This is a genomic window from Novosphingobium rhizosphaerae (assembly GCF_050920675.1).
Classification (GTDB): domain Bacteria; phylum Pseudomonadota; class Alphaproteobacteria; order Sphingomonadales; family Sphingomonadaceae; genus Novosphingobium; species Novosphingobium rhizosphaerae.
Window position 1 is genome coordinate 2,952,814 of record NZ_CP137861.1, and the last position, 23,862, is coordinate 2,976,675.

A 23,862-nucleotide genomic window follows, 5' to 3' on the forward strand; every position below is an offset into this window, starting at 1 on the left:
GCAGGGGCGGTGTGATGCAGGCGCCCTCGCTTTCGCTTCCCGTCCTCGGCGGGCCGCCCCGCGGCACGTACTTGCGTGATTGCTGGTACGTGGCCGGCTGGGCCGATGCTCTGGGCGAAGCGCCGATCGACCGCGTTTTCCTGGAAGAGCCGGTTGCGCTGTTTCGTGACGAGGCGGGCGCGGCGCATGCCGTGGGCGGACGCTGTCCCCACCGCTTTGCGCCGCTGGGGCAGGGCAGGGTGGTTGAGGGCGCCCTGGCCTGCCCCTATCACGGGCTGCGTTTCGATGGCAGCGGTGCCTGCGTCTTCAATCCCCATCCCGGTGGCCAAGTGCCCGCCGCGCGGCTGCCGGTCTATCCATTGGAAGAGCGGCACGGCTTGCTGTGGATATGGATGGGCGCGGCCGATCGGGCCGATCCCGCGCAGATCCCCGATTTTGCCTGGCTGGTCGATCCGGCCTGGGCGGTGGTGCGCGGGGCCACGCGGGCCGAGGGACACTATGAACTCTACAGTGACAACATCCTCGATCTCAGCCACGCCAATTTCGTCCATCCCGCGCTGGTCGCCCGCGCCTTTACCGAAGGCGAGCGGCGGTTCTGGCAGGATGGGGAAACCGTCCACGCCGAATATGTGCGCCTGAACGATACCCTGTCCGACGGGATCGGCGCCATGCTGGGCCGGGTGGGCCAGCCGCAGGATTTCTATGGCGAAGTCACCTGGCATGCGCCCGCGGTCTTGCGCTTCGACTATATCGCCGGTCCGCCGGGCATGCCGCGTGCGCAGTGCACGCTGCTGCCCTCGCTCCATGCCTTCACGCCCGAAACGCCCGACACCACGCATTACATCTGGGCCACCGGCCGCGATTTCGCGCTAGACGACGCAGGTTTTTCCCAGGCCATGCAGGCCGCGCTGGAACACGCGTTCGAGCGCGAGGACATGCCGATCATCCGCGACAGCCACCGCCTGATGCGCGGGGCCGATTTCTGGGACTTGAAGCCCCTGGTGCTGGGCGGCGATGGCGGCGGCATCCGCGCCCGCCGCCTGTTGCAGCGCCTTATCGCGCGCGAACGGGGATCAGCCCCGGCCGAACACGAAGCCGCCGTCTGAACGGCGCGCCCCCCTTGGAGAGGAATATCATGGCCATTCTCGATCGTTTCAGCGTTGCCGGCCGCAGCGCGCTGGTCACCGGCGCGGCCAGCGGCATCGGCCTCGCTTATGCCCAGGCCATGGCCGAAGGCGGTGCGGCGGTAACGCTTGCCGATATCGACCTGGAGGGCGCCGAGCGCGAGGCCGCCCTGCTGCGCGAGGCCGGGCACGATGCGCGCGCTGCGCACTGCGACGTGTCCAGCTTTGAGGCCGTGGCCGCCGCGTTCGACGATCACGCCACGGCCTTTGGCGGGCTCGACATCTGCTTTGCCAATGCCGGCATCGATGCCGGCGCCGGCTTCTGGAACCCGGCGGGGCATCGCAATCCCGAAGGACAGGTCGATACTTATGACCCCGCGCGCTGGGACAAGTCGATCGCGGTCAATCTCAACGGTGTGTTCTACACCATCTCCAACGCCGTGCGCATCATGAAGCAGCCGGGCCGCGCCAATGGGCGCAGCGGCGGCTCGATCATCTGCACGGCGTCCAACGCCGGCCTCGTTACCGAACCGATCGTGGGCCTGCCCTATATGCCCGCCAAGGCCGGCGTGCTGCACATGGTGCGTGCGCTCGGGCTGGAACTGGCCGAGTTCCGCATCCGCGTGAACGCCATTGCGCCCGGCCCTTTCGTCACCAACATCGGCGGCGGCTGGCTCAAGAAAGACCCGGTGGCCCGCGCCGCCTGGGACGCGATCGTCCCGCTGGGCAAGCTGGCCGAAACCGAACAGATCAAGCCGCTCGCCCTGCTGCTGGCTTCTGACGCATCGGATTACATGACCGGCAGCCATGTGGTGATCGACGGCGGCATGATGCTGGGCAAGTACCAGTAATGCGTGCGGTCGTGATGCAGGGGCTGCACAAGCCCCTGGCGCTGGAAACCGTACCCGATCCCGCGCCGCGCGAGGGCGACCTGGTGGTGCGGGTGGGCCGCTGCGGCATCTGCGGGTCTGACCTGCACATGACGGAGGACGCCGCCTATGGCCAAGGCGCGGGATCGATCCTGGGCCATGAATTTGCCGGCGAAGTGGTGGCGCTGGGTCGGGGCGTGGAAGGCTGGCAGATCGGCGATCGCGTGGCGGTCAGCCCGCTGAAAAGCTGCGGCACCTGCCCCGCCTGCGTGGCCGGCGACGTGCAGTGGTGCGACGCCTTCGGCCTTCAGGGCGGCGGCTATGCCGAATATGCGCTGACCCGGCCCAACCAGTGCGTGCGCCTGCCGCAAAGCGCCAGCCTTGCCGATGGCGCGATCATCGAGCCGCTGGCCGTCGCGCTCCATGGCCTGGGCCTTTCCGGCCTGCGCCGGGGAGACAAAGTGCTGGTGCTGGGTGCAGGCCCGATCGGCCTGGCCGTCGCGTTCTGGGCGCGCCAGTTGGGTGCCGGGCGCGTGGTGGTTCAGGACATTGCCGATTGGCAGCGCGATCGCGCGCTCGCCATGGGCGCGCACGATTTCGTGGTGGCACCCGATGACCCCGTGGGCGCCGCGCACCGCGCGCTGGGCGGGCCGGCCGATCTGGTGTTCGAATGTGTGGGCGTGCCCGGCCTGATCGCGCAAGGCGTCAGCCAGGTGCGCAATCGCGGCACGATCGTCCTGCTGGGCCTGTGTACTCGGCCAGACACGCTCAACACCTTTGCCATGCTGTCCAAGGAAGTGCGCCTCGTCACCTCGGCCTTCTTCACCCGCCAGGAATATGAAGCCGCGCTCGATGCGCTCGATCGCGGGCTGGCGCAGCCCCGCTTGCTGGTGACCGACACGATCGCCTTGGCGCAAACCCCCGATGTGTTCGAAAGCCTGCGCCACCGCACCCACCAGTGCAAGGTGCTGATCGAACCGGGCGCCTGACGCTCTTTCGCCCGCCCCGCTTTGCCGCTATGTCTTTGGCAAGCCTGCTTCCAGCCAGGCGGCAAAGGGGGCAAGCGATGGGCATGAAACGGTATGGCCGCACCTGGATGGCAGCCCTGGGCGCTGGGCTGGCGGCTGCGGCGCTGCTGGTACCGGCGGGCGCTGCGGCTCGTGCGCCGCTCGACTGCCCGATGCGCGATGCGCCATTCTCGGCCGATCTGCCGCTGATCGACGTGCTGGCGGATCCCGCTGCGGCCGCGATCCTGCGCGGCCAGGCAGGCGCGCAGTTGGACAAGGCGCCACCCGGCTTTCTGAGCACCACGGCGCCCAGTTTCGCCGCGATCCTTTCGGTCCGCCAGGGTGGGCCATTCCTCGGGCTGGAACCTGCCGCCATCGCCCGCATCGATGCCGCCTTGCGCAAGCTGCCGGTCACCGCGCAGGCCAAGGTCGCCCGCTGTGCCCGATATGACGCCACGCCGCTGGGCGCGGTGCCCCAAGGCCCGCACCCGCGCGTTCTGATGTTTGAAAAAATCAACGGGTTCAAGGATAAACCCAGCGTAGACGCGGCGCATGCTGCGCTGCTCGATCTGGCCAAGGCGCATGGCTGGACCATCTTGGCCACCGATCGCGGCGGCGCGTTCACGCTGCCCACGCTGCGCCATTTCGATGTGGTGGTGTGGAACAACATTTCGGGCGACGTCCTCACCGTGTCGCAGCGCAAGGCCTTTCGCCAATGGCTGCAGGCGGGCGGAGCGTACCTTGGCATTCACGGCAGCGCGGGTGATCCCGTTTGGTTCTGGCCGTGGTATGCCGATACCTTGCTTGGCGCACGCTTCATCGGCCACCCGATGACACCGCAATTCCAAGCCGCGCGGATCGCGATCGAAAGCCACGATCCGGTGCTGACCGCCGGCCTGCCCCAAAGCTGGACCTGGACGGACGAGTGGTATTCCTTTGCCAAGAGCCCGCGCACCACGGGCGCGCGCATTCTCGCCACCTTGGATGAAAGCACGTACGATCCCAAGGGCATGCACGGCGAAAGCCTGGCAATGGGCGATCATCCCATCGCCTGGACGCGGTGCATCGGCCGGGGGCGGATGTTCTATTCCGCGATCGGGCATCGGCCCGAAAGCTATGCCGATCCGCGCTATCGCACGATGTTGGCCAATGCGGTGGCCTGGGCCGCGGCGCCGGCCAGCTGCGCGCGTTGATCAGGCGCCGTCCGCTGCCGCCATGAACGCGCGCAGTAACAGTTCCCCGTGCGCGCTGTCGGCATTGGCGGCGCGCAGATCGGGCACCGAAAAGCCCGCGCGGCCAATCGCGTCGGCATAGACGTCATAGCTGCCGGCCATGATCTGCGCGTCGAATTCCGGGTGGAACTGCACGCCCCAGGCATTGGCGGCATAGCGCACCGCGTGGTGCGGATCGTGGCCGCTGGTCGCCAGCACGTCCGCCCCGGCCGGCAGCGACAGCACCGACTGAAAATGGAACACCATCATTTGCGCCAGGTTGGGCAGGGGGGCAAACAGCGGGTCTTGCGCGCCGGCTGGCGTGCGCGCCACATCCACCGTGCCGAACATCGCCCCGCGCGGATTGTCGGCCACCGTGCCGCCCAGCGCATGGGCCAGCAACTGGTGGCCAAAGCACACCCCCAGGATCGGTGCGCCTTGCGCCATGGCCGTGCGCGCCCAGGCGGCGGTGCGCTCGATCCACGGGTGGCCATCGGTCACCATGTCGATCGCGCCGGTGATGATCGTGGCGCGCACGTCTGCCGGATCGGGCAGGGGCGCATCCTGATAGACTTTCACCGACAGGATCTCGTCGGGCGCCACGCCACAGCCGGCGCCGAACCACGCCAGTTCGTCGCCGCGCAGGGCGCAGACGGCAGGCATGTCGTCATAGGATGTGGCGGGCTGGATGATCAGCAGTGGCTTGGCCAAGGCTCAGGCTCTTTCGTCGGTCAGAGGGATTGCAGGCTCTGGCGCAGCGCGTTCACGAAGAACGCCACTTCGCCTTCGCTCCAGGTCAGCGCGGGGCGCAGCTTGAACGCGGCGCGGTGTGGGCCAGACGTGCCCACCAGCACGCCATTCTCGCGCATCCGCTCCACCAGCAGGCGGGCCTGGGTGGTGGCAGGGCTGCGGGCGGCCGGGTCGGTCACGAATTCCAGCCCGGTCAGCATGCCGTGCCCGCGCACATCGCCGATCAGGGGAAAGCGGCGGCCCAGTTCCACGAGTTCGGCGCGCAGCATGCCGCCGATACGGTTGGCTCGGGCGAGCAGGTCCTCGCGCTCGATCACGTCGAGCACCGCTTGCCCGGCGGCGCAAGCCACGCTGTTGCCGCCAAACGTGCTGAACACTTCCACCTGGGCATAGAATGCCTGCCACAAGTCCCGCCGGGTCAGCACCACGCCCAGCGGATGGCCATTGCCCACCGGCTTGCCCAGCGTGATCACGTCCACGCTGTCCAGCCCCTGCACGGCAAAGCCCCACCAGTCGCCCAGTCGCCCCAGGCCGGCCTGAACTTCGTCGGCAATGACCAGGGCGCCGTCGGCGCGGGCGGCGCCGGCCAATCCTTCCAGATAGCCCGGTGCCTGGCGTGGCATGCCATTGCTGGTGAGCGCGGCATCGATTATCAGGAATGCGGGCTCGTGGCCGGCCCTGGCCAGTTGCGCGCGGGCCGCCGCCCAACTTTCGGCGGGATCGGGTGCCACGCCGCGATAGAGATCGTGCGCGGGCAGGCACGCCACCTGGGCTGGCGCCGCCTTGGTCAGCGGCGAAAGATCGACCGTCGCCGCCGTGATCCCGTGATAGGCGCCTTCCATGACCACGGCACCCTGGCGGCCGGTGGCAAAGCGCGCGATCTGGCTGGCGAGGTCGTTGGCCTCGCTGCCCGAATTGACGAAGGCGCACACATCGAACCCCGGCGGCGCGCGGTCCAGCAGCGCCTGGGCATAGGCGCCCGCGCTGTCGGTCAGGTAGCGCGTGTTGGTGTTGAGCGCCGCAGCCTGCCGCGCGATCGCGCGCACGACGTGGGGGTGCGAATGGCCCACCTGCGGCACGTTGTTATAGGCGTCGAGATAGCGCGTGCCATCCGCGCCGATCAGCCAGGCGCCTTCGCCGCGCGTGATGTGCAGCGGCGCGTGATAGAAATGCCAGATACGGCCCATCGTGACCTCGCGCTGGGCCACCAGCGTTTCGCGCGTCGCCACAGGATCGGGCGCCAGGGCGGGCACCGGAAAGCCACAGGCGCGGCGCAGCACGCGGGTTGCCTCTGCACGCCCCAGGGCCATCAGCCTGGCCAGCATCGCGCCATGCTTGTGCCCGCCGCCGAGGTGCGTATCGGGCGCTTCGTCGGCCGGGTCACGCCTGGCATTGGCCACCAGCACGGTGTTGGCCAGGCGCAGGCAGCACATGTCGTAGACCAGGTCGATCTCGGCCTCTTCCAGCGGGCACACGGCGTCAAACCCTTGCGTCACGTGCGTCAGGATCGCCAGTGGGTCAGCGTCCGCATCGGGAAAGCAATCGGCCGCCGTAACCAGGTCGGCCAGCAGGCTGCCATGCAGCATATCGCCAAAATCGATCACGCCCACGATGCGCGTCGGGGCGGCCGGGTCGCACAGCAGATTGCCCATGTGCGCATCCTGATGCACCACCTGGTGGCGGGTGCGCGCAAGGGCCGGGTATATACGGCTGTCCGCCTCGGCCAGGACCTGGCCGCACAACGCGCGCAAGGCGGGATCGGCAATGCGCGGCAGCGCCGGACGCAGCGCCGTCACGCGCGACAGGTCCCAATCGTGGCGATTGCTGCCCGCGTGGCTGTGGAAATAGCCGCGTAGTGCCAGGGCCAGCCGCGCCACAAAGCCGCCGATGGCCCGGCGCAAGGCAACCGGATCGGGGCAAGACGGCACCACATCCTGCACGATCGCGCCGTCCAGGTAGGTCAGCAGGCGCAGGATATGCGGCGTACCATCGGCCGCGCGGATCGTGGTGCGCCAGGCGCCGTCATGCGTGGGCACCATGCGCGGCACCGCCATATCGGGATCGACCCGCGCAATGTGATCGAGCGCGCCGATCTGGAAATCCACCGTGCCTTCCTGCTCGTCGCGATGCGACAGCTTGACCACATAGCCTGGCCCGTCGTCAGATGTGAGATGCCAGGTCTGGTCGCGCTCTGATCGCACCGGGCGCCAGTATCCTGCGAGGCCCCACTGCGCCAGCACGCATTCCTGCACCTGATCCAGCGCAAAATCGGGCGGATCGGCAGAAATGGTGGCTGGTTCCATCAGTCTGTCCGCCATGCCTGTCACGCCCCGCCTCGTCTCACCGCCACCACTCTAAATGGCCATATCGCTGCATCGGCTGAGATCGCAAGAGCATTGTGGTTGCAGGCCCTCGCCAGCGGGTTAAAGCTGCGGTCAAAGCCAGCCCTATCGCATCGAGGAAAAACGCCGGACATGGCCAGTCACCACAACGAGGGCACTGCCGCCGCGCTATCCGATGGACAGCGCCTGCGTGCGATCCTGGCCGGATCGGCCGGCAACCTGATCGAATGGTACGATTTCTACATCTACGCCTTCACCGCGCTCTATTTTTCGGCAGAGTTCTTTCCGGAAAGCGATCCGCTGGTCCAGGTGATGGCCACCAGCGGCATCTTTGCCGTGGGCTTTTTGCTGCGCCCGATCGGCGGGTGGTATTTCGGGCGTTTTGCCGATCGCCACGGGCGGCAGCGGGCCATGGTCGTTTCGGTCCTGATGATGGGGCTGGGCGCGCTGCTCATCGCGGTCTTGCCCACTTACGCCCAGGTGGGCGTGGTGGCGCCGGCCTTGCTGTTGCTGGGCCGCATGCTGCAGGGCTTCTCCACCGGCGGGCAATACGGCACCGCCGCCACGTATCTGAGCGAGATTGCCGGGCGCGGGCGGCGCGGGTTCTGGTCCTCGTTCCAGTATGTCACGCTGATCGGCGGGCAGTTGCTGGCGACGCTGGTGATCCTGGCCTTGCAGCACGGCTTGGGAGAGGCGGCGATGAAGGCCTATGGCTGGCGCATCGGCTTCGTGCTGGGTGCCGGCGGCGCGGCGCTGATCCTGTGGCTGTCACGGCACATGCATGAAACGGGGCAGGCCGCGCAGGGGCAGGCTGGCGCCGGTTCCTTGAAGGAACTCTTCGCGCACCACACGCGCGCGTTCCTGCTGGTCATGGCGCTCACTGCCGGTGGCAGCCTCTCGTTCTATACCTTCACCACCTATATGCAGAAATACCTGGTCTTGACGGTCGGCATGACCAAGCCTGATGCCACCTTGCTGATGACGGTGGTGCTGGTGGTGTTCATGGTGATCCAGCCGGCCATGGGCGCGCTGTCCGATCGGATCGGGCGGCGCACCAACATCATCCTGTTCGCCGCGCTGGCCATGCTGCTTACCGTGCCGATCCTGACTGCGCTGGCCGCCGCACCGGATGTCTGGGCGGCAGGGCTGCTGGTCACGGCAGGCCTGGTGATCAACAGTTTCTACACCTCGGTCAGCGGGCTGTTCAAGGCAGAGCTGTTTCCGATCCACGTCCGCGCGCTGGGCGTGGGGCTGGCTTACGGCGTGGGCAATGCGCTGTTCGGCGGCACGGCCGAGAACGTGGCCCTGGCATTCAAGAACATGGGCCATGAAAGCGGGTTCTATTGGTATGTCACTGCGCTGGCAGCGGTGGCGCTGGTCGCCGGCCTGATGCTCAAGGACACGCGCCGGGAAGATCCGCTGGGTTAGCGGAAATCGCTCCCAGGCCACCGGCCATGGCGCCAGGCAGTTCGGCCGCCAGCAGAGCAATGAAGTCTGCCACCTTGCGCGGCACCAGGCGGCGCCGCGGGTGCATGGCCCAGACGGCTTCCTCGGTGGCGCGGAACGCTTCCAGCACCGGCTCCAACTGGCCTTGCGCCAGGGCGCGCGCAGCATAGAAATCGGGCACCTGGCAAATGCCCAGGCCCGCGACGGCTGCGGCGGTCACCGCCGGCCCGTTGTTGCAGCGCCAGCGCCCTTGCGGCTGATAGGTGGTTTCGGCACGATTGCGGCGGAAATGCCAAAGCTCCGCCGATCCCACCAGGCAATCGTGGCTGTCCAGTTCCTCGATCTCCTCCGGCCGTCCGCGCCGGGCCAGATAAGCCGGCGCCGCGCAGGTCACCAGATTGCGTCCGCCCAGTCGGTGCGCCGCCAGCCGCAGGTCGCTTTGCGGGCCGGTGCGGATCGCCACGTCGAACCCTTCTGCCACGATGTCGACCACGCGGTTGCTGAAATCGAGTGTCACGTCGAGCGAGGGATTGGCCATGGCATGGCGCAAGGCCAACGGGGCGATGAAGTATTCGCCCAGTGCCGTGGGGCAGGTAATGCGCAACGATCCGCGCAGGCCAGGATCGCCACTCGCCACGGCCAGCGCGGCGTCACGCTCGTCGATGATCCGTCGCCCGCGCTCGGCCAGTTCGCGTCCCGCCGCCGTCAGCGAAACCTGCCGCGTCGTGCGGTGCAGCAGGGTGGAGCCAATGCGGTGTTCAAGCTGCGCGATCGCGCGGCTGACATGCGAGGTGGAACGGCGCAGCTTGCGCGCGGCGGCCGCGAATGTGCCGTTTTCGGCAATGGCGACAAGTTCTTCCAGACCGGTCCAGTCCGACATGGCATTATCCCAGGCAGGCAATAAACTTTTGCGCAAATGCGCTCTTTGTGCCTGCCATGCAATGATGTAGGCCACCCTGATCGATAAGGAGGAAACTTCGATGAAGACCCGTGCCGCCGTGGCTTTCGAGGCCAAGAAACCGCTTGAGATCGTGGAACTCGATCTCGAAGGCCCCAAGGCGGGCGAAGTGCTGGTGGAAATCATGGCCACCGGCGTGTGCCACACCGACGCCTACACGCTCGACGGGTTCGACAGCGAAGGAATCTTTCCCTCCGTGCTCGGCCACGAAGGCGCCGGCATCGTGCGCGAAGTGGGGCCGGGCGTCACCAGCGTGAAGCCGGGCGATCACGTGATCCCGCTTTACACCCCCGAATGCCGCCAGTGCAAATCGTGCCTTTCGGGCAAGACCAATCTGTGCACCGCGATCCGCGCCACGCAGGGCAAGGGCCTGATGCCCGATGGCACCACGCGCTTTTCCTACAAGGGCCAGCCGATCTATCACTACATGGGCTGCTCCACGTTCTCCAATTTCACCGTGCTGCCCGAAATCGCGGTGGCCAAGATCCGCGAAGACGCCCCGTTCCAGACCAGCTGCTACATCGGCTGCGGCGTGACCACGGGCGTGGGCGCGGTGGTCAACACCGCCAAGGTCCAGGTGGGTGACAATGTCGTGGTGTTCGGCCTGGGCGGCATCGGCCTCAACGTGATCCAGGGTGCGCGCCTGGCCGGCGCGGGCAAGATCATCGGCGTGGACATCAACCCCGATCGCGAGGAATGGGGCCGCCGCTTCGGCATGACCGACTTCCTCAATTCCAAGGGCCTCAGCCGCGAGGAAACCGTGGCCAAGGTCGTGGAAATGACCGATGGCGGCGCCGACTACACCTTCGATGCCACCGGCAACACCGAAGTGATGCGCACCGCGCTGGAAGCCTGCCATCGCGGCTGGGGCACCAGCATCATCATCGGCGTGGCTGAAGCGGGCAAGGAAATCGCCACGCGCCCGTTCCAGCTGGTGACGGGGCGCAACTGGCGCGGCACCGCGTTCGGCGGGGCCAAGGGCCGCACCGACGTGCCCAAGATCGTGGATTGGTACATGCAGGGCAAGATCGAGATCGACCCGATGATCACCCACGTCATGGGCCTGGAAGAGATCAACACCGCTTTCGACCTGATGCACGCCGGCAAGTCGATCCGCAGCGTGATCGTGTTCTGATCGCCCGATCAGGATCGAAACAAGGGGGCCGGTCCGCGCAGGACACGGCCCCTTTTTTCGGCGTGGTCAGGCCGAAGCCTCACGCAGCCAGAGCTTCGGCCTCGCTGCGGATCTGCGCTTCGAGCAGGCGCCTGACAAGCAATGCGCCGTTGTCCACGCGCGCACTCACTTCACGCGGCAAGGGCACGTCGCTGCGCAACACCGCCTCGATCGCGCTGATCGCCTCGACGTCTTCGGGCTGGATGCGGGTGCCCATGGCAATATTCATCGCCCCCAGCGCCGGGTTGTCGTGCCCGAAATCGCGCGCCGTCGCCACGAAGTAATGCAGCCGGCCGGGCGCGGCGGGCGTGATCATGTGGATGAAATTCTGCGTGCCCAGCGCCCGCCCGCTGGCATGGTCGCTGATCGTGCCCCCGGTACGGATCAGGCACGGCCCCATGTATTGGGCATCGAATTCCTGGTCCACGAGCCCTTCCTGATCGGGAAACTGCAGTTTGATCAGCGGATTGGGCGCGATGCCCACGGCCTTGCGGGCCACGGTCAGGCCCGCGCCGTGAGTCTGCACCGTCACATCCAGCGCGGCGACTTTCTCGCCCGAAGGGATCGTGGCTGCATGGATGAAGGTCACATGACTGAGGTCCAGCAGGTTCTCGATCAGCAGGGTATAGCGTGCTTCCACCGTGGCCAGCGCATGGATTTCCACCGTCCAGCCTGGTGCATCGAGGCCGATTGCCGCCAGATCGGGCAGTAGCGCCGGATCGGCCAGGGCGTCTTCACCCGTCCAGATCCACACCACGCCACCGCGCTCCACCACGGGATAGCGGCGCAGCGCGGCATGCTGCGGCACCCCGTTCTGGCTCGGCACGCGCTGGCACGCGCCATCCGCGCCAAAGGTGAAACCGTGATAGCCGCATTGCACGCTGTCGCCCACCAAACGGCCCTTTTCCAAGGGAAAGGCACGGTGGGGACAGATGCCCGAAACCGCCACGGCGCTGCCGTCCTCCTTGCGATAGAGCAGCACGCGCTCGCCCAGGATGTCGCGCGCCATCAGGCTGCGGCCCACTTCGGCTGCGGTGGCGGCCGCCCACCATTGCCGGCGGGGATAGGGTTGTTCGGTGGTGAGTGGATAGCTGGCATGGGCCATGGCCCGGTCTCCCGAAGTTGTTCTGCGCTATGTTTGTCGCACGACAAAACATAGTTTGTCAATTGACCAAGATGGCGCCGCCGGGCATGACAGCCGCCATGACCGTTTCCGCCGCCAAACCCGCCAGGACGCGCCGCCCGCAACGCTATGACGGGGCGGACAATCGCCGCGCCGTGCTGGATGCGGCGCTCACCGTCTTTGCCGATCTGGGTTTCGAGGCGGCCAGCACGCGCGCCATCGCGGCGGCTGCGGGGCTGGAGCAGGGGCACTTGGCCTATTACTTCCCCTCCAAGGCCGCGCTCTGGCAGCAGGTGGTGGAAGCCTTTGCGCGGGAAGGGGAGGAAGTGCTGCGTGGCCTGCTTGCGTGCGACGACCTTGCCGATCCTGAACGGACAGCGCAGGCGGTGCTACCCGAACTGCTGCGCGTGTTTGCCCGCAATCCGCGCCTCACGCGCTTGATGCTGCAGGAATTCTCGGTCAATTCGCCGCGCCACCAATGGGTGGTGGACACGTTCGGCGCGCCGGTGTGGCGCTTGCTGGAGCCGTTGTTCGGCGCCCTGCGCGACAAGGGGCTGCTTTCGGGGGCGCCGCCCGCCGTTGCCTATTTCAACCTCGTCGGCGCCGCGCTCATCACCTTTGGCAACCAGGCGCTGATCCTGCGCCTGGCCGGGTGTAACACGGCCGAACCCGGCACGGTTGATGCCGTCATCGCCTATATCCTGGGGCCGGTGCTGGCACCGGCCCCGTCGTCACTGCTCAGAACTTGAGCGTGCCGCGCACGCCATAAGTGCGCGGTGGGCGGATCTGGTTGTAGATCACGCCGGGCTTGCCCGGGCTTTGCGAGGAATTGGCAAAGACCAGGGCATTTTCCAGGTTGTTGACGAAGCCGGTGATCGCCAGCGACCCCGGCGCGTTTTCCCAGGTCAGCCGCGCGTTGGACATCATGTAGCTGCCCTGCCGGCCCAGATCGAGATAGTCGATCGAGAGATAGCGCGAGCTTTCGATCCGCGTATCGGCTGCAGCCACGACGCGGCCGGCGCTGCCCAGGTCGAACGTATGGTCATACCCCGCATTGACCACCCAGCGCGGCGCGTTGACCAGCGGCTTGCCCGAGCAATCAACGTTATAGATCCGCGCCGCCGCGCTTGCCCCGATCAGCGCCGTGGGCGTGATCGCGCAGCCCACCACCGGGGCCGGGCCCGTGGTGGAATAGGCCTGGTACTTCAGGTTGTCATAGCTGGCGTGCAGGTATTGCACGTTGAGCGAGAACAAGTCGTTGCGGGTCGGCTGCCACAGCACTTCAGCTTCTGCGCCATAAAGCTTGGCCGCGCCCGCGTTCTCCGTGGCAAAGACCGGCCCATAGATCGCCCCGCCGGGGGTGGAAGCCACCTGCACCGGCGCCAGGTGCGAGATCTGCTGGTCGCGATAGTCCCAATAGAACCCTTCGACGTTGACCTGCAAGGTATTGCCGAAGAAACGGTTCTTGGTCCCGATCGTATAGGCCGTCAGCCGTTCGGGGCGCGAATAGTTCTGCCCCAGGGCGGAAAACAGGATGCCCGATTTGAACCCGGTGGAAACCGTCGCATAGAGCAGCGAGTGCGGCCCGGCGTCGAATTCCATCCCCGCCTTCCACGTCAGCTTGCTGAAGCCGACATCGCTGGTGGCGTTGGTCTTGAGATCAAGGATGATCGGGATGAAATTGGGAAACGCCGGCGGCACGAAGCCGACAAACGGATAGGTGTGCGCTTCGGTGATCTGCGTCTTGGTGTCGTGGGTATAGCGCAGGCCGCCGGTCAGCCGCCAGCGCGAGGTCAGCGAATAGGTCGCCTCGCCAAACGCGGCATAGCTGTCGGTGTTGAGGTTGGAATTGATCCGCGTGCCGTTGCTGCCCTGGTCGAAGAACTGCCGCGCCTCGACGCTTTCGGTGAAGTAATAGCCGCCCAGCACCCATTTGAGCTGCGCGTTCTGGTTGCCCAGCCGCGCTTCCAGCGACATCTGGTCGGATTTCTCGGTCACGTCGATGAGGAAGCTGGACGAGTAGTTGACGAAATCCAGATCGGTGCGGCGCCAGGCCGGGATCACCGTCAGCTTGGCAAAGCCCAGGTCGGCGTTGACCGTCACCATCGCGCCGTAATACTTGTTGTTCTGATAGCCATCGCCGCGCGCCACGATCTGCGGCACCGGTGCGGTGGGCGTGCGCGAAAGATATTCGGCCAGCACGCGCGGGTCGCTGGGCCCCAGGCGGTTCTTGCCATCGAGCAGCGGCATGATCGTGCCACCCGAACCCTTGCCGCCGACATCGCCATAATCGACCATCAGGTTGGCGTTGAAGCCATCGCCCGTATCGAACCGCAGTTGCCCGCGCACGGCCGTGGTGTCTTCATCGTCATAACCGTCGCTGAAATAGCCGTCATGCTGCGCGTGCTGGGCCGAAATGCGCAAGGCCGCCTGGCTGCCGAGCGGCAGGTTGATCGCGCCCGATGCCTTGATCGCGTTGTAGTTGCCGTATTCCCCGGTGACGAAGCCCGAGCTTTCGCCCAGTTTGGGCTTGGCCGTGATCACATTGACCGCGCCGCCCGTGGCGTTGCGGCCATAAAGCGTGCCCTGCGGCCCCTTGAGCACTTCCATGCGTTCCAGGTCATAGAACAGCGCGGCCGGTGCTGCCGGGCGCGAGAGATAGACGCCATCCAGGTTGAACGCCACGCCTTGCTCGGCAAAGGCATTGGCCCCGAACGTGCCGATCCCGCGCAGATAGATCTGCGTGAACGAGGCGGCCGGCGCCACCTGAAGCGCGGGCACCAGTCGGGTGAGATCGTCGGCGCGCGTCACGCTCTGCTTGGTCAGCACGTCGCCCGCCACGGCGCTGACGGGAATGGCGGCGCGTTGCAGGTTTTCGGTGCGGCGCTGTGCCGTCACGACGATTTCGGCAAGGCCGGCGGGCGGCTGCGCCTGGGCAGGCGCTGCCTCGGCGGTGGGGGCCTGTTCCTGGCCGTGGGCGATGGTCGGCATGGCAAGTGCCGTGGCAAGCGCGGCAAGCGACGCAACCGGGGTAAAATTGGAACGCAAGATGCCTCTCCCTTTTATTTGATTATGGATTGCAACATCCCGATCCATCGGCATAATGGAAATGATTTGTTTTTATCGGTTTCAATCTGATTGAATTATGGTGACGGGATGCGATTCAAAGGGCTCGATCTTAACCTGCTCGTCTGCCTCGATGCGCTGCTGGATTTGCGCAACGTGACCAGGGCTGCCGAGCATCTCAGCCTCAGCCAACCCGCCATCAGCGCCGCATTGGCCCGGTTGCGCACGTTCTTTGCCGATCCGCTGCTGGTGCAGAACGGCAAGCGCATGATGCCAACGCCTTTTGCGCTGCGCCTGCAGCCGGCGATCCGCGCCATTCTGGAGGATGTGGACGGGTTGGTGGGCAGCTCGCCCCACTTCGATCCCGGCAGCAGCACGCGCGATTTCCGCATCTGCCTGTCCGATTATCTCGCCAGTGTCCTGCTGGCGCCGTTGCTGCGGCACATGGCGCAGGTGGCGCCGGGCGTGCGGATCGACATGGTGCCCTTGAGCGATGACGCCACGCAGCGGCTCGATCGGGGGGAAATCGATCTGCTGCTCACGCCCGAAAGCTATGTCAGCGACGAACACCCGTCGGAATTGCTGTTCGAGGAAGAACACGTCGTGGTGGGCTGGCATGGCAACCCCGCCATGGCCGGCCCGATCGACGTGCCCACGTTTGCCGCTGCGGGCCATGTGGCGGTGGAAATCGGCCGCTTCAACCGCGTGTCCTTTGCAGAAAGCTATATGCGCGCGCAGGGGATCGAACGCCGGGTGGAAGTGCGCGTGGCTGCGTTCACGATCATCCCCGAACTGCTGGAGGGCACGCATCGCCTGGCGGTGATGCACCGGCGCCTGGCGGAAAAGGCCGCCCGGCATTTCCCGGTGACGGTGGCACCCTTGCCGTTTCCCATCCCGCCGATGCGCGAAATGGTGCAGTTTCACCGGGCCCGCGCCGAAGATGCCGGGCTGCGCTGGATGATCGATGCATTTCACGCCGTGGCCCGCAGCGAAGGGGATGGACCCGGCAAAGCGTTGGTATAAGACCACCCGCAATATCGAAAACGCCCGTTTGGAGAGTGACCCGATGAACAGCGCCGACCTGCATATCCGCCGCGAAGTGGCCGTGAGCATGGCGATCAACACCGTGTTCAGCGGGGCGTTCTTCCTGGCGGTGTTTGGCCTGGGCAGGCCGGTGCCGGTCTGGGGGCTGGGGCACTATGTCTTCGATTTCGGGCCCCAGGCCTTTGCCGTGGCGTTCATGAGCACGCTCGTTCCCAGCGCGCTTTCGCGCAAGGCGCTGCGTGCCGGGCGAGTGGCGTCGCGCCCATCTTCCCTGCGCCTGCCAACGCATCTGTTGCTGCGCGCGCTGGTCCTGGCGGCGCCTGCGGCCGTCGTGGCGCTGGCGGGCGCTGCCGCCGCTTTTGCCGTGCTGGGCGTGGCCGTGCTTGGCTGGGGCGTCGCCCTTGCGATCAAGCTGGCGGTGGGCGCGGGGCTGGCCCTGGTGATCACCACCCTGGCCCTGCGCGCCACTTTGGCCGAACACGTGGCCTGAACGCGTCGCGCCGGTTCGCGGCTTTAGGGTGTGTGGGGATTTAGGTCAGGGTGGAGCGAGAATGGCTGATTTTCGCGACCCGGAGCGCAGCGTACGTTCGGTACGTGAGCACCGGAAGCGCGAAAAGCGGCCGTTCGCAGCCCGCCATGGGCTAAATCCCCACACACCCTAGACCATCGCCATCAAGCTGGCATTGCCGCCGGCGGCGGTGGTGTTGATCGACAGGCTCACTTCCTCCAGCAGCAGGTCCAGCGGATAGGCGCCGTTATCGTCGGCGGCGTGCAGCGCCACGATCATGCCCTCGCGTGCGGCCAGGTCTTGGGCGGCATGCATGGCCAGCACGCGTGCCTGGTCCTCGCCATCCAGCTCGACGAGCGCGGCGGCCAGATCGGCCTTGGCGCCATCGGCAAAGGTCACGCGCGTGGCAAGCGCTGCGGGGAAGCCGGCAGGCAATGCCCGGATCGGCGCACCGGGCAGGATCACCGCGTGGTTGCCGGTGGCCAGCACCGCGCCCAGCTGCCGCCACAGCCCATCGGCTGTCGTCGCGTAAAGGGCGATCGCCCCGCGCGGCGCCAAGCGATAGCGATTGCTTTCGCCCACCGGCCCGGGCAGCGCCACCTCGATCCCCAGGCGGCTGCGGGTGGCATCGGCGCGCACGGCCTGGGCAGTTGCGCCGTGGCCCTGGCTTTCCAGCCAATCGGCCAGCATGGCAACCGCCGGATCGGCCACGGCGCGTGCACCGGCCAGGGCCGGGGGCGTGGCCACCGTGCCGCGCACCAGCCGCGCCAGGTAAAGCGGGCCGCCAGCCTTGGGGCCAGTGCCGGAAAGCCCGCGCCCGCCAAAGGGCTGAACGCCCACTACGGCGCCGATCGTGTTGCGGTTGACATAGAGGTTGCCCGCTTCCACCGCGCGCGTCACCCGCGCCACGGTTTCGTCCAGGCGCGTGTGCAGGCCAAACGTGAGGCCATAGCCGGTGGCATTGATCGCCGCGATCAGCCGATCGAGATTGCGCGCGGCATAGCGCACCACGTGCAGCACCGGCCCGAACACTTCACGGCCCAGCGCCTCGATACCGGGAATTTCAATCAGGGTTGGCGCCACGAACGTGCCGTGCACGCACGATGCGGGCAGGGGCAGGCGGTGGATGCGTGCGCCGCGCGCGGCCATGGCGGCCACGTGCGCTTCGATCCCGTCGCGCGCCTGGGCGGTGATCACCGGGCCGATGTCGGTCGCCAGCGTATCGGGGTTGCCCACCGCCAGTTCGGCCATCGCGCCGCGCAGCATTGCCAGGGTGCGGTCGGCCACGTCTTCCTGCAGGCACAGCACGCGCAGGGCCGAGCAGCGCTGCCCGGCACTGTCGAACGCCGAGGCGATGACATCGGCCACCACTTGTTCGGCCAGTGCCGAGGAATCGACGATCATCGCGTTCTGGCCGCCGGTTTCGGCGATCAGCGGGATGGGGCGGCCCATGGCGTCGCTGCGCGTGGCCAGGGTGCGCTGGATGATGCGCGCCACTTCGGTCGATCCGGTGAACAGCACCCCGGCCACGCCGGGCGCTTCCACCAAGGCGGCACCGATCGCGCCGTCGCCGGGCACGAGTTGCAAGACATCGGCCGGGATGCCGGCCTGGTGCAACAGCGCAACCATCTGCGCGGCGATCAGCGGGGTTTCCTCGGCCGGCTTGGCAAGCACCGGATTGCCCGCCACCAGGGCAGCGGCCACCTGTCCGGCAAAGATCGCCAGCGGGAAATTCCACGGCGAAATGCACACGACCGGGCCGAGCGGGCGGGTATGGGCCAGGCCACTGCGGGCCTGCACCGCGTAATAGCGCAGGAAATCGACCGCTTCACGCACTTCGCCCACGGCGTTGGCGGCGGTTTTCCCCGCTTCGCGCATGATCAGCCCCAGCAAGGCGCGGCCTTGTTCTTCCAGCAAGGTGGCCGCGCGCTCCAGCATGGCCGCCCGCGCGGCCACGGGCGTTGCTGCCCACACCGGCGCGGCACCTTGCGCGCGCGCCACTGCGGCGGCCGCCGCCTCGGGCGTGGCTGGCCAGACATGCCCCACCACGTCGCGGTGATCGGCAGGGTTGCAAACGGCCTCGCCGCCGTCCTGGTCGGCCGGGGTGCCGGCCTGCCAGGCCTGCTTGGCCGAAGCGTCCAGGCGGGGCGCCAGGTCGGCCAGCACCGCTTCGTCGGCCAGGTCCAGCCCAGCCGAATTGCGCCGATCGGCAAAGAGGGCAGCGGGTAGGGCCACCGCCGGATGCGGCGCGCCGGGATCGGCACTGGCCGCTACCAGCGCCACCGGATCGGCAGCGAGTTCTTCCACCGATACCGCCGGATCGTTGATGCGGTTGACGAACGAGGAATTGGCCCCGTTTTCCAGCAAGCGTCGCACCAGATAGGCCAGCAGCGTTTCGTGCGTGCCCACGGGGGCATAGACGCGGCACGGGCGGTTCAGCTTGTCCGCGCCCACCACCTGGTCATAAAGCCCTTCGCCCATGCCGTGGAGGCACTGGAACTCGTAATCGCCGATAACAAAGTCCGGGCCGGCCAGGTGCAGCACCGTGGCGACCGATTGCGCGTTGTGCGTGGCAAACTGCGGAAACACCACGTCGCGCGCCGCCAGCAGCTTGCGCGCACAGGCCACATAGGCAAGGTCGGTATGTACCTTTTGCGTGTAGACCGGGAAATCGGGCAAGCCATCCACTTGCGCGCGCTTGATTTCCGCGTCCCAATAGGCGCCCTTGACCAGCCGCACCATGATGCGCCGGTCGCTGCGCCGCGCCAGGTCCACGATCCAGTCGATCACGAAGGGGCAGCGCTTCTGATAGGCCTGCACCACAAAGCCCAATCCGTTCCAGCCCGCCAGTTCAGGATCGAGCGCCAGGGCTTCGAGCAGATCGAGTGACAGTTCCAGCCGATCGGCCTCTTCGGCATCGATGTTGAGGCCGATGTCATGCCCCTTGGCCAGCAGGCACAGTGCCTTCACGCGGGGCAGCAGTTCCGCTTTCACCCGCTCCACCTTGGCGCGGGCATAGCGCGGGTGCAGGGCCGACAGCTTGATCGAAATGCCCGGCCCGGCGTGGATGCCGCGCCCGGCGCTGGCCTGGCCGATCGCCGCGATCGCCTGCTCGTAGGATGCGTTGTAGCGGTCGGCATCGGCCGCCGTCATCGCCGCTTCGCCCAGCATGTCATAGGAAAAGGCAAAGCCCTTGGCCTCGCGCGGCGCGGCGCGGCGCAGCGCTTCCTCGATGGTTTCGCCGGTCACGAACTGCTCGCCCATCATGCGCATGGCCGCGTCCACCGCGCGGCGGATCACTGGCTCGCCCATCCGCGCGATCAGCCGCGTGAGGCTGGCACCCAGGCCTGCCTCATCCTCGGCCTGGACCAGACGGCCCGTCACCAGCAGGCCCCACGACGCCGCGTTCACGAACAGCGGGCGATCCTTGCCCACGTGGCCGCGCCAATCGCCCGGCGCGATCTTGTCGCGGATCAGCGCGTCGCGCGTGGCCACGTCGGGAATGCGCAGCAGCGCTTCGGCCAGGCACATCAACGCCACGCCTTCCGGGCTGCTCAGCGCATATTCCTGCACCAGCGACTGCACGGCGCCCGGTCGCGAGTCGGCGCGCAGGCTGGTGATCAGCGCAGAAGTGGTCGCCGCGATCGGCGCTTCCAATCCGGCCGGCACGCGCGCCTGTGGCAGCAGCGCGGCCACGCAGGCGCGCTCAGGCCGGCGCGTGGCAGCCGTGATCGCCTTGGACAACGGCGATTGTCCGGCAAGCGGCGGGGCAAAGCTGGCAAAGGGGTGGGCGGCAGGCGCAGTCTGATCCATGGCGCCATGGTATCATGGTGCTGGCAGGCCATTGGCCTTATTTCGTGCTCGCACCAATCCAGATAGCCTGAAAATGGCGGGTCAAACAGACCGCCCAGGCGCGCTCAGGCAACGGCCGCGGTCACCACGATTTCCACGCGCCAGGCCGGATCTGCCAGGCTCGCCTGGCCCGTGGCACGAGCAGGGGGCGGCACCTCGGCGACAAAGGCATCCCAGGCGCGGTTCATTTCGTCGAAATCGGCCATGTCGGCCAGCCAGATCATGGCTGACAGCATGTGTGCCTTGGTGCTGCCCGCCAGGATCAGCAGCCGTTCGATCTCGGCCAGGGCGGTGCGCGTCTGGTCGAACACGCTGTCGCCAGCCTCGCCCACCTGGCCGGCCAGATAGACGGTGCCGTTGTGGACCACGGCCTCGCTCATGCGGGGGCCCGGTTCGATGCGGATGATGGTGGACATGGCTGCGGCCCCTTGAACAAATGATACGCGCCGGGAAGCCTGTAAGCCGGGTTCTGTCGCACCGACGGTATCCCACTGGTGGACCGTATCGGCACGGGCAGCCATTCCTCTCGGCGGCCTGTTGCCAGGCCGCTCCAGCAACCAACCCGGGCAACTGGCGCGAAACCCGCCTGCATCTTTTCAGATGCGCGTTGCCCCTATTCGGTCTTGCTCCGGGTGGGGTTTGCCATGCCGCTTCCGTTGCCGGTCGCGCGGTGCGCTCTTACCGCACCCTTTCACCCTTGCCCGGGGCCCAAAGGCCCCGTCGGCGGTTTGCTCTCTGTGGCACTTTCCCTTGCCCGGTTTGCACCGGGCCGGCGGGCGTTACCCGCCACCCTTGTTTCGTGGAGCCCGGACTTTCCTCGGCATCAGACGAAGTGATGACGCGGCTGCCCGGCTCCCCGGCGCGAGGCGGTCACCTAGCATGGCCCAGATCGCGCGCCAACAGCAGTTCGAACAACAATGCGCCGATTTGTCCGTCCACCTGGCCATCGATCTTGTGCGGACGCCAGCGCCGCTGGAATGCCGCTACTGCGGCTTCCTTGTCGGTCACGTCATAGCCAAAGCGTTCCAGTGCCAGGAAAAACGCGCCTTCGTTGTCATAGAGTAGGCGCATCTTGGGGCGCGGGCGGGGCAGGGTGAGGTTGTAGCGCGCCAGCATGTCCCAATCGAACAACTCACCCGGATCGGTCTTGCGCGCCGGCGCCACGTCGGAATGGCCGACCACGTTGGCGCGGGGAATGTCGTGCCGGCGGACGATGTCACCCAGCAGCGGGACCAGGGCTTCCATCTGCGCATCGGGAAAGGGGCGATAGCCGAACTCGTGCCCAGGGTTGACCAGTTCGATCCCCACGCTCGCCGAATTGACGTCGGTGATCCCGCGCCAGAAACTGCGCCCGGCGTGCCAGGCGCGCTTGGCTTCATCGACCAGGCGCACCACCGTGCCGTCTTCGTCGATCAGATAATGCGCCGAAACTTCGGCTGTCGGGTCCTTCAGCCGCTCCAGCGCTTCGGCCCCGCTTTGCATGCCGGTGTAATGCAGCACGACCATGGACACCGGCAGCCGCCGCTCGTTGAAATTGGGCGACGGTTCTTCGCGATGGACCAGCCAGCGGTTCATGCCTGCCTGATGCGCTCAGCGAACCGGCAGCACCGCGCCCAGCACCAGGGCATCGGCAGCAACGTGGGTCTGGAAGCCGCCGCCCAGGCCCTGCGCCAATTGGTAGAGCATGGCGGCCGGCGCCGTGCGGCTGGAAAGATCGGCCGGGGCCAACGTGCCGGCCAGGGCCTGGCCGACCAGCGGATCGAAGGCGATGCGCGGCCCGCTCGCGCGGATCACCAGTTCGGTCGCGCCACCTCTTACTTCTCCCGCAATGTCCAGGTTGCCACCGCGCACCAGCGCTTCGATCCCGATCAGCGACAGGTTGAGCAGCGTCTTGACCGCCGCCTTGGGCAGCATGTCGTCGGCCAGCGCCCAAGCCACTGAAATGCGCGGGTTTGCCGCCACCAGCGCGTCAACCAGCGCGCGCGGTTCGTTCACCGGCACCATCTCGCCAAAGCCACCCGCCGCGCCGAATGCCAGGCGGAAAAAGCGCAGCTTGTTGGCCGAACTCGTCGCGCTTTGTTCCAGCAATTCCATGCACTTCTGGCGCATTTCCGGGTCGCGTTCCTCTGCCAGCAGTTCCAGCCCGTTGGTGAGCGCGCCCACCGGGCTCAACAGGTCGTGGCAAAGCCGCGAGCAGAGCAGGCTGGCAAGATCGAGGGTGGCGATGGTCATGGAACGTGGACAAGCCTTTACCAGATATGTGCGCGGGATCACGTGCCTGATGCACCCTCTCCCCGGCCAATCGCCTTAACCGTCTGCGACGCGATAGGAAAGCGCTTGAAATGCGGATGGCGCATCCCGCCACAACGTCACTTGCCCACCGGTCACGATTGCCCAGATCCGCCCGTCGCCAGCCCGGCTTGCAGAATCGGTGGCAGAAGGTTTTGCTAAGCCATTGGGGTGGCTGTGAAAATAGCCCAATATCGCGGGCCCTCCGGCGCGCGCCGTGCGGTGCGCGGCGATCAGCGCCAGGGGATCGATCTCGAAATGATGCAACGGATCTGGTGCCACATTGGTGCATTCCTGCGCCAGGCCGATGTGCAGGCCGGTACCCAGCAAGAGCCCGCACGCTTCGCGTGGGTGGGCCTGCGCCGCCGCGGCGAGCATCGTGGCATGGGCGGCGGGCGAAAGGGTGAGAAGAGCAGTCAGCTTCCCATGACCTCGGTCCCCTCGGCGCGGGCGGCCTGCGCGAGCGCTGTATCTGCCGTTGCGAGCGGCACCGCAAGGCGCTGGGCCAGTTCGAGATAGGCCGCGTCATAAACGGTCAGGCCATGTCGGCGCGCCAGGCGAAGGGTTGCGTTCCAGGCGTGCTGATCGGTTTCGGGATCTATGGCAATGGGCAACCGCGCGAGACGCGCCAAGGCTGCGTCCACATAGGCTTCGGTGCATCGTTGTCGGCGGGCCGCATTGCGAAGGACATTCGCCACTTCCAAACGCCAAAGACTTGGCACGAACGCCTTGTCATCAGCCACTGCGGTCAATACCGCGCGGCAGGCCGGGGTGTGCTCATCTTCAAACAGCCATGCAACGGCGATCGAGGCATCGAGCACAAGACTCACCCGCGGCGGCCCTCGTCCAACAAGTCGCGCAGCGAAAGCGTGCCAAGCGCCACGCCGGCGGCATTGGCAATAAGCTCGGCGGCAGCCGCTTGGGCATCCTGGCGAGCGGCCTGCCGGGCCTTGGGGCGGCGCACCACGATGTCGCCATCCAGCGATTCGATTTCCACCGGTTCGCCATCGGCCAGGCCCGACGCGCGAACCACGTCTAGCGGAACCCGGATCGCCAGGCTCTTGCCCCATCTACCCACCACAACCTTGGTCATCGGCCA

21 protein-coding genes and 1 other RNA gene are annotated in these 23,862 nt (G+C 66.9%); 9 read left to right on the plus strand and 13 right to left on the minus strand.

Annotated features, from left to right (window positions below):
• Positions 1-14: 14 nt before the first annotated feature.
• From R9J51_RS13515 to R9J51_RS13530, 4 genes are all read left to right on the plus strand, one after another.
• A complete protein-coding gene (locus R9J51_RS13515; RefSeq protein WP_179504732.1) occupies positions 15-1,106 on the plus strand; it encodes a Rieske 2Fe-2S domain-containing protein in 1,092 nt (363 codons plus the stop codon).
• A 29-nt stretch (positions 1,107-1,135) separates the two neighbouring features.
• Positions 1,136-1,975, plus strand: coding sequence for an SDR family NAD(P)-dependent oxidoreductase (locus R9J51_RS13520; protein ID WP_169474446.1), 840 nt, complete (start codon positions 1,136-1,138; stop codon positions 1,973-1,975).
• Positions 1,975-2,982 (plus strand): alcohol dehydrogenase catalytic domain-containing protein, encoded by a 1,008-nt coding sequence (locus R9J51_RS13525; RefSeq protein ID WP_179504733.1) that lies wholly within the window; start codon positions 1,975-1,977, stop codon positions 2,980-2,982. Before R9J51_RS13520 ends, R9J51_RS13525 begins: the two co-directional genes overlap by 1 nt.
• 77 nt (positions 2,983-3,059) lie before the next feature.
• Positions 3,060-4,193 (plus strand): ThuA domain-containing protein, encoded by a 1,134-nt coding sequence (locus R9J51_RS13530; protein ID WP_179504734.1) that lies wholly within the window; start codon positions 3,060-3,062, stop codon positions 4,191-4,193.
• On the opposite strand, the gene R9J51_RS13535 is transcribed toward R9J51_RS13530, so the two are convergent.
• Together R9J51_RS13535 and R9J51_RS13540 are read right to left on the minus strand one after the other, a co-directional pair.
• Positions 4,194-4,922: a glutamine amidotransferase gene (locus tag R9J51_RS13535; RefSeq protein ID WP_179504735.1), complete on the minus strand. Its 729-nt coding sequence runs from the start codon at positions 4,920-4,922 to the stop codon at positions 4,194-4,196.
• Positions 4,923-4,942: 20 nt separating this feature from the next.
• Complete coding sequence (locus R9J51_RS13540) at positions 4,943-7,264, minus strand: aminotransferase class III-fold pyridoxal phosphate-dependent enzyme (protein ID WP_179504736.1); 2,322 nt, start codon at positions 7,262-7,264, stop codon at positions 4,943-4,945.
• Between the two features lie 171 nt (positions 7,265-7,435).
• On the opposite strand from R9J51_RS13540, the gene R9J51_RS13545 reads away from it, so the two are divergent.
• Entirely contained in the window at positions 7,436-8,731 is a 1,296-nt protein-coding gene (locus tag R9J51_RS13545) for an MFS transporter (protein ID WP_179504737.1), read from the plus strand.
• Here R9J51_RS13545 and R9J51_RS13550 read toward each other — a convergent pair.
• Positions 8,697-9,629 (minus strand): LysR family transcriptional regulator, encoded by a 933-nt coding sequence (locus R9J51_RS13550; protein WP_179504738.1) that lies wholly within the window; start codon positions 9,627-9,629, stop codon positions 8,697-8,699. The two genes, R9J51_RS13545 and R9J51_RS13550, sit on opposite strands and share 35 nt — an antisense overlap.
• A 100-nt stretch (positions 9,630-9,729) precedes the next feature.
• Here R9J51_RS13550 and R9J51_RS13555 point away from each other — a divergent pair, with 100 nt between their 5' ends.
• Positions 9,730-10,842, plus strand: coding sequence for an S-(hydroxymethyl)glutathione dehydrogenase/class III alcohol dehydrogenase (locus tag R9J51_RS13555; RefSeq protein ID WP_168554932.1), 1,113 nt, complete (start codon positions 9,730-9,732; stop codon positions 10,840-10,842).
• 79 nt (positions 10,843-10,921) lie between these two features.
• Here R9J51_RS13555 and R9J51_RS13560 read toward each other — a convergent pair whose 3' ends face one another.
• Positions 10,922-11,986 carry a Rieske 2Fe-2S domain-containing protein gene (locus R9J51_RS13560; RefSeq protein ID WP_179504739.1) on the minus strand — a complete coding sequence of 355 codons (1,065 nt, stop codon included), beginning with the start codon at positions 11,984-11,986 and terminating at the stop codon, positions 10,922-10,924.
• 98 nt (positions 11,987-12,084) lie between these two features.
• Here R9J51_RS13560 and R9J51_RS13565 point away from each other — a divergent pair, with 98 nt between their 5' ends.
• A complete protein-coding gene (locus R9J51_RS13565; RefSeq protein ID WP_179504740.1) occupies positions 12,085-12,753 on the plus strand; it encodes a TetR family transcriptional regulator in 669 nt (222 codons plus the stop codon).
• Here R9J51_RS13565 and R9J51_RS13570 read toward each other — a convergent pair.
• A complete protein-coding gene (locus R9J51_RS13570; RefSeq protein WP_432787470.1) occupies positions 12,743-15,052 on the minus strand; it encodes a TonB-dependent receptor in 2,310 nt (769 codons plus the stop codon). The genes R9J51_RS13565 and R9J51_RS13570 overlap by 11 nt on opposite strands.
• Before the next feature lie 108 nt (positions 15,053-15,160).
• On the opposite strand from R9J51_RS13570, the gene R9J51_RS13575 reads away from it, so the two are divergent.
• Together R9J51_RS13575 and R9J51_RS13580 are read left to right on the plus strand one after the other, a co-directional pair.
• Complete coding sequence (locus R9J51_RS13575) at positions 15,161-16,093, plus strand: LysR substrate-binding domain-containing protein (protein WP_169474455.1); 933 nt, start codon at positions 15,161-15,163, stop codon at positions 16,091-16,093.
• A gap of 43 nt (positions 16,094-16,136) precedes the next feature.
• Positions 16,137-16,604 carry a hypothetical protein gene (locus R9J51_RS13580; protein ID WP_179504741.1) on the plus strand — a complete coding sequence of 156 codons (468 nt, stop codon included), beginning with the start codon at positions 16,137-16,139 and terminating at the stop codon, positions 16,602-16,604.
• Between the two features lie 168 nt (positions 16,605-16,772).
• Here the strand turns inward: R9J51_RS13580 and putA are convergent, their stop codons facing one another.
• The 8 genes from putA to R9J51_RS13620 all read right to left on the minus strand — a co-directional run bounded on the left by putA (position 16,773) and on the right by R9J51_RS13620 (position 23,856).
• Positions 16,773-20,435, minus strand: coding sequence for a trifunctional transcriptional regulator/proline dehydrogenase/L-glutamate gamma-semialdehyde dehydrogenase (gene putA, locus R9J51_RS13585; protein ID WP_179504742.1), 3,663 nt, complete (start codon positions 20,433-20,435; stop codon positions 16,773-16,775).
• A 104-nt stretch (positions 20,436-20,539) separates the two neighbouring features.
• The gene (locus tag R9J51_RS13590; RefSeq protein WP_179504743.1) at positions 20,540-20,890 is read right to left on the minus strand and encodes a RidA family protein; all 351 of its coding nucleotides are present in this window, start codon (positions 20,888-20,890) and stop codon (positions 20,540-20,542) included.
• 26 nt (positions 20,891-20,916) lie between these two features.
• Positions 20,917-21,334, minus strand: an RNA gene (gene rnpB / locus R9J51_RS13595) — RNase P RNA component class A.
• A gap of 10 nt (positions 21,335-21,344) precedes the next feature.
• Positions 21,345-22,049, minus strand: a complete 705-nt coding sequence (locus tag R9J51_RS13600) for an N-acetylmuramoyl-L-alanine amidase (RefSeq protein WP_168554939.1) — start codon at positions 22,047-22,049, stop codon at positions 21,345-21,347.
• Between the two features lie 15 nt (positions 22,050-22,064).
• On the minus strand, positions 22,065-22,706 hold the full coding sequence (locus tag R9J51_RS13605; RefSeq protein ID WP_168554940.1) for a histidine phosphotransferase family protein: 642 nt from the start codon (positions 22,704-22,706) through the stop codon (positions 22,065-22,067).
• A 75-nt stretch (positions 22,707-22,781) separates the two neighbouring features.
• The gene (locus tag R9J51_RS13610) at positions 22,782-23,141 is read right to left on the minus strand and encodes a M67 family metallopeptidase (RefSeq protein ID WP_179504744.1); all 360 of its coding nucleotides are present in this window, start codon (positions 23,139-23,141) and stop codon (positions 22,782-22,784) included.
• A 38-nt stretch (positions 23,142-23,179) separates the two neighbouring features.
• Positions 23,180-23,593, minus strand: coding sequence for a type II toxin-antitoxin system VapC family toxin (locus tag R9J51_RS13615; protein WP_179504745.1), 414 nt, complete (start codon positions 23,591-23,593; stop codon positions 23,180-23,182).
• On the minus strand, positions 23,590-23,856 hold the full coding sequence (locus tag R9J51_RS13620) for an AbrB/MazE/SpoVT family DNA-binding domain-containing protein (protein WP_179504746.1): 267 nt from the start codon (positions 23,854-23,856) through the stop codon (positions 23,590-23,592). The genes R9J51_RS13615 and R9J51_RS13620 overlap by 4 nt, the downstream gene beginning before the upstream one ends.
• Positions 23,857-23,862: the final 6 nt, after the last annotated feature.

Excerpts from the sequence above, each read along its gene's own strand:
- R9J51_RS13515 (WP_179504732.1), top strand. The coding sequence starts at position 15 with ATGCAGGCGCCCTCGCTTTCGCTTCCCGTCCTCGGCGGGCCGCCCCGC.
- R9J51_RS13520 (WP_169474446.1), top strand. The coding sequence starts at position 1,136 with ATGGCCATTCTCGATCGTTTCAGCGTTGCCGGCCGCAGCGCGCTGGTC.
- R9J51_RS13525 (WP_179504733.1), top strand. The coding sequence starts at position 1,975 with ATGCGTGCGGTCGTGATGCAGGGGCTGCACAAGCCCCTGGCGCTGGAA.
- R9J51_RS13530 (WP_179504734.1), top strand. The coding sequence starts at position 3,060 with ATGGGCATGAAACGGTATGGCCGCACCTGGATGGCAGCCCTGGGCGCT.
- R9J51_RS13540 (WP_179504736.1), bottom strand. The coding sequence starts at position 7,264 with ATGGAACCAGCCACCATTTCTGCCGATCCGCCCGATTTTGCGCTGGAT.
- R9J51_RS13545 (WP_179504737.1), top strand. The coding sequence starts at position 7,436 with ATGGCCAGTCACCACAACGAGGGCACTGCCGCCGCGCTATCCGATGGA.
- R9J51_RS13550 (WP_179504738.1), bottom strand. The coding sequence starts at position 9,629 with ATGTCGGACTGGACCGGTCTGGAAGAACTTGTCGCCATTGCCGAAAAC.
- R9J51_RS13555 (WP_168554932.1), top strand. The coding sequence starts at position 9,730 with ATGAAGACCCGTGCCGCCGTGGCTTTCGAGGCCAAGAAACCGCTTGAG.
- R9J51_RS13560 (WP_179504739.1), bottom strand. The coding sequence starts at position 11,986 with ATGGCCCATGCCAGCTATCCACTCACCACCGAACAACCCTATCCCCGC.
- R9J51_RS13565 (WP_179504740.1), top strand. The coding sequence starts at position 12,085 with ATGACCGTTTCCGCCGCCAAACCCGCCAGGACGCGCCGCCCGCAACGC.
- R9J51_RS13575 (WP_169474455.1), top strand. The coding sequence starts at position 15,161 with ATGCGATTCAAAGGGCTCGATCTTAACCTGCTCGTCTGCCTCGATGCG.
- R9J51_RS13580 (WP_179504741.1), top strand. The coding sequence starts at position 16,137 with ATGAACAGCGCCGACCTGCATATCCGCCGCGAAGTGGCCGTGAGCATG.
- putA (WP_179504742.1), bottom strand. The coding sequence starts at position 20,435 with ATGGATCAGACTGCGCCTGCCGCCCACCCCTTTGCCAGCTTTGCCCCG.
- R9J51_RS13590 (WP_179504743.1), bottom strand. The coding sequence starts at position 20,890 with ATGTCCACCATCATCCGCATCGAACCGGGCCCCCGCATGAGCGAGGCC.
- R9J51_RS13600 (WP_168554939.1), bottom strand. The coding sequence starts at position 22,049 with ATGAACCGCTGGCTGGTCCATCGCGAAGAACCGTCGCCCAATTTCAAC.
- R9J51_RS13605 (WP_168554940.1), bottom strand. The coding sequence starts at position 22,706 with ATGACCATCGCCACCCTCGATCTTGCCAGCCTGCTCTGCTCGCGGCTT.
- R9J51_RS13610 (WP_179504744.1), bottom strand. The coding sequence starts at position 23,141 with ATGCTCGCCGCGGCGGCGCAGGCCCACCCACGCGAAGCGTGCGGGCTC.
- R9J51_RS13620 (WP_179504746.1), bottom strand. The coding sequence starts at position 23,856 with ATGACCAAGGTTGTGGTGGGTAGATGGGGCAAGAGCCTGGCGATCCGG.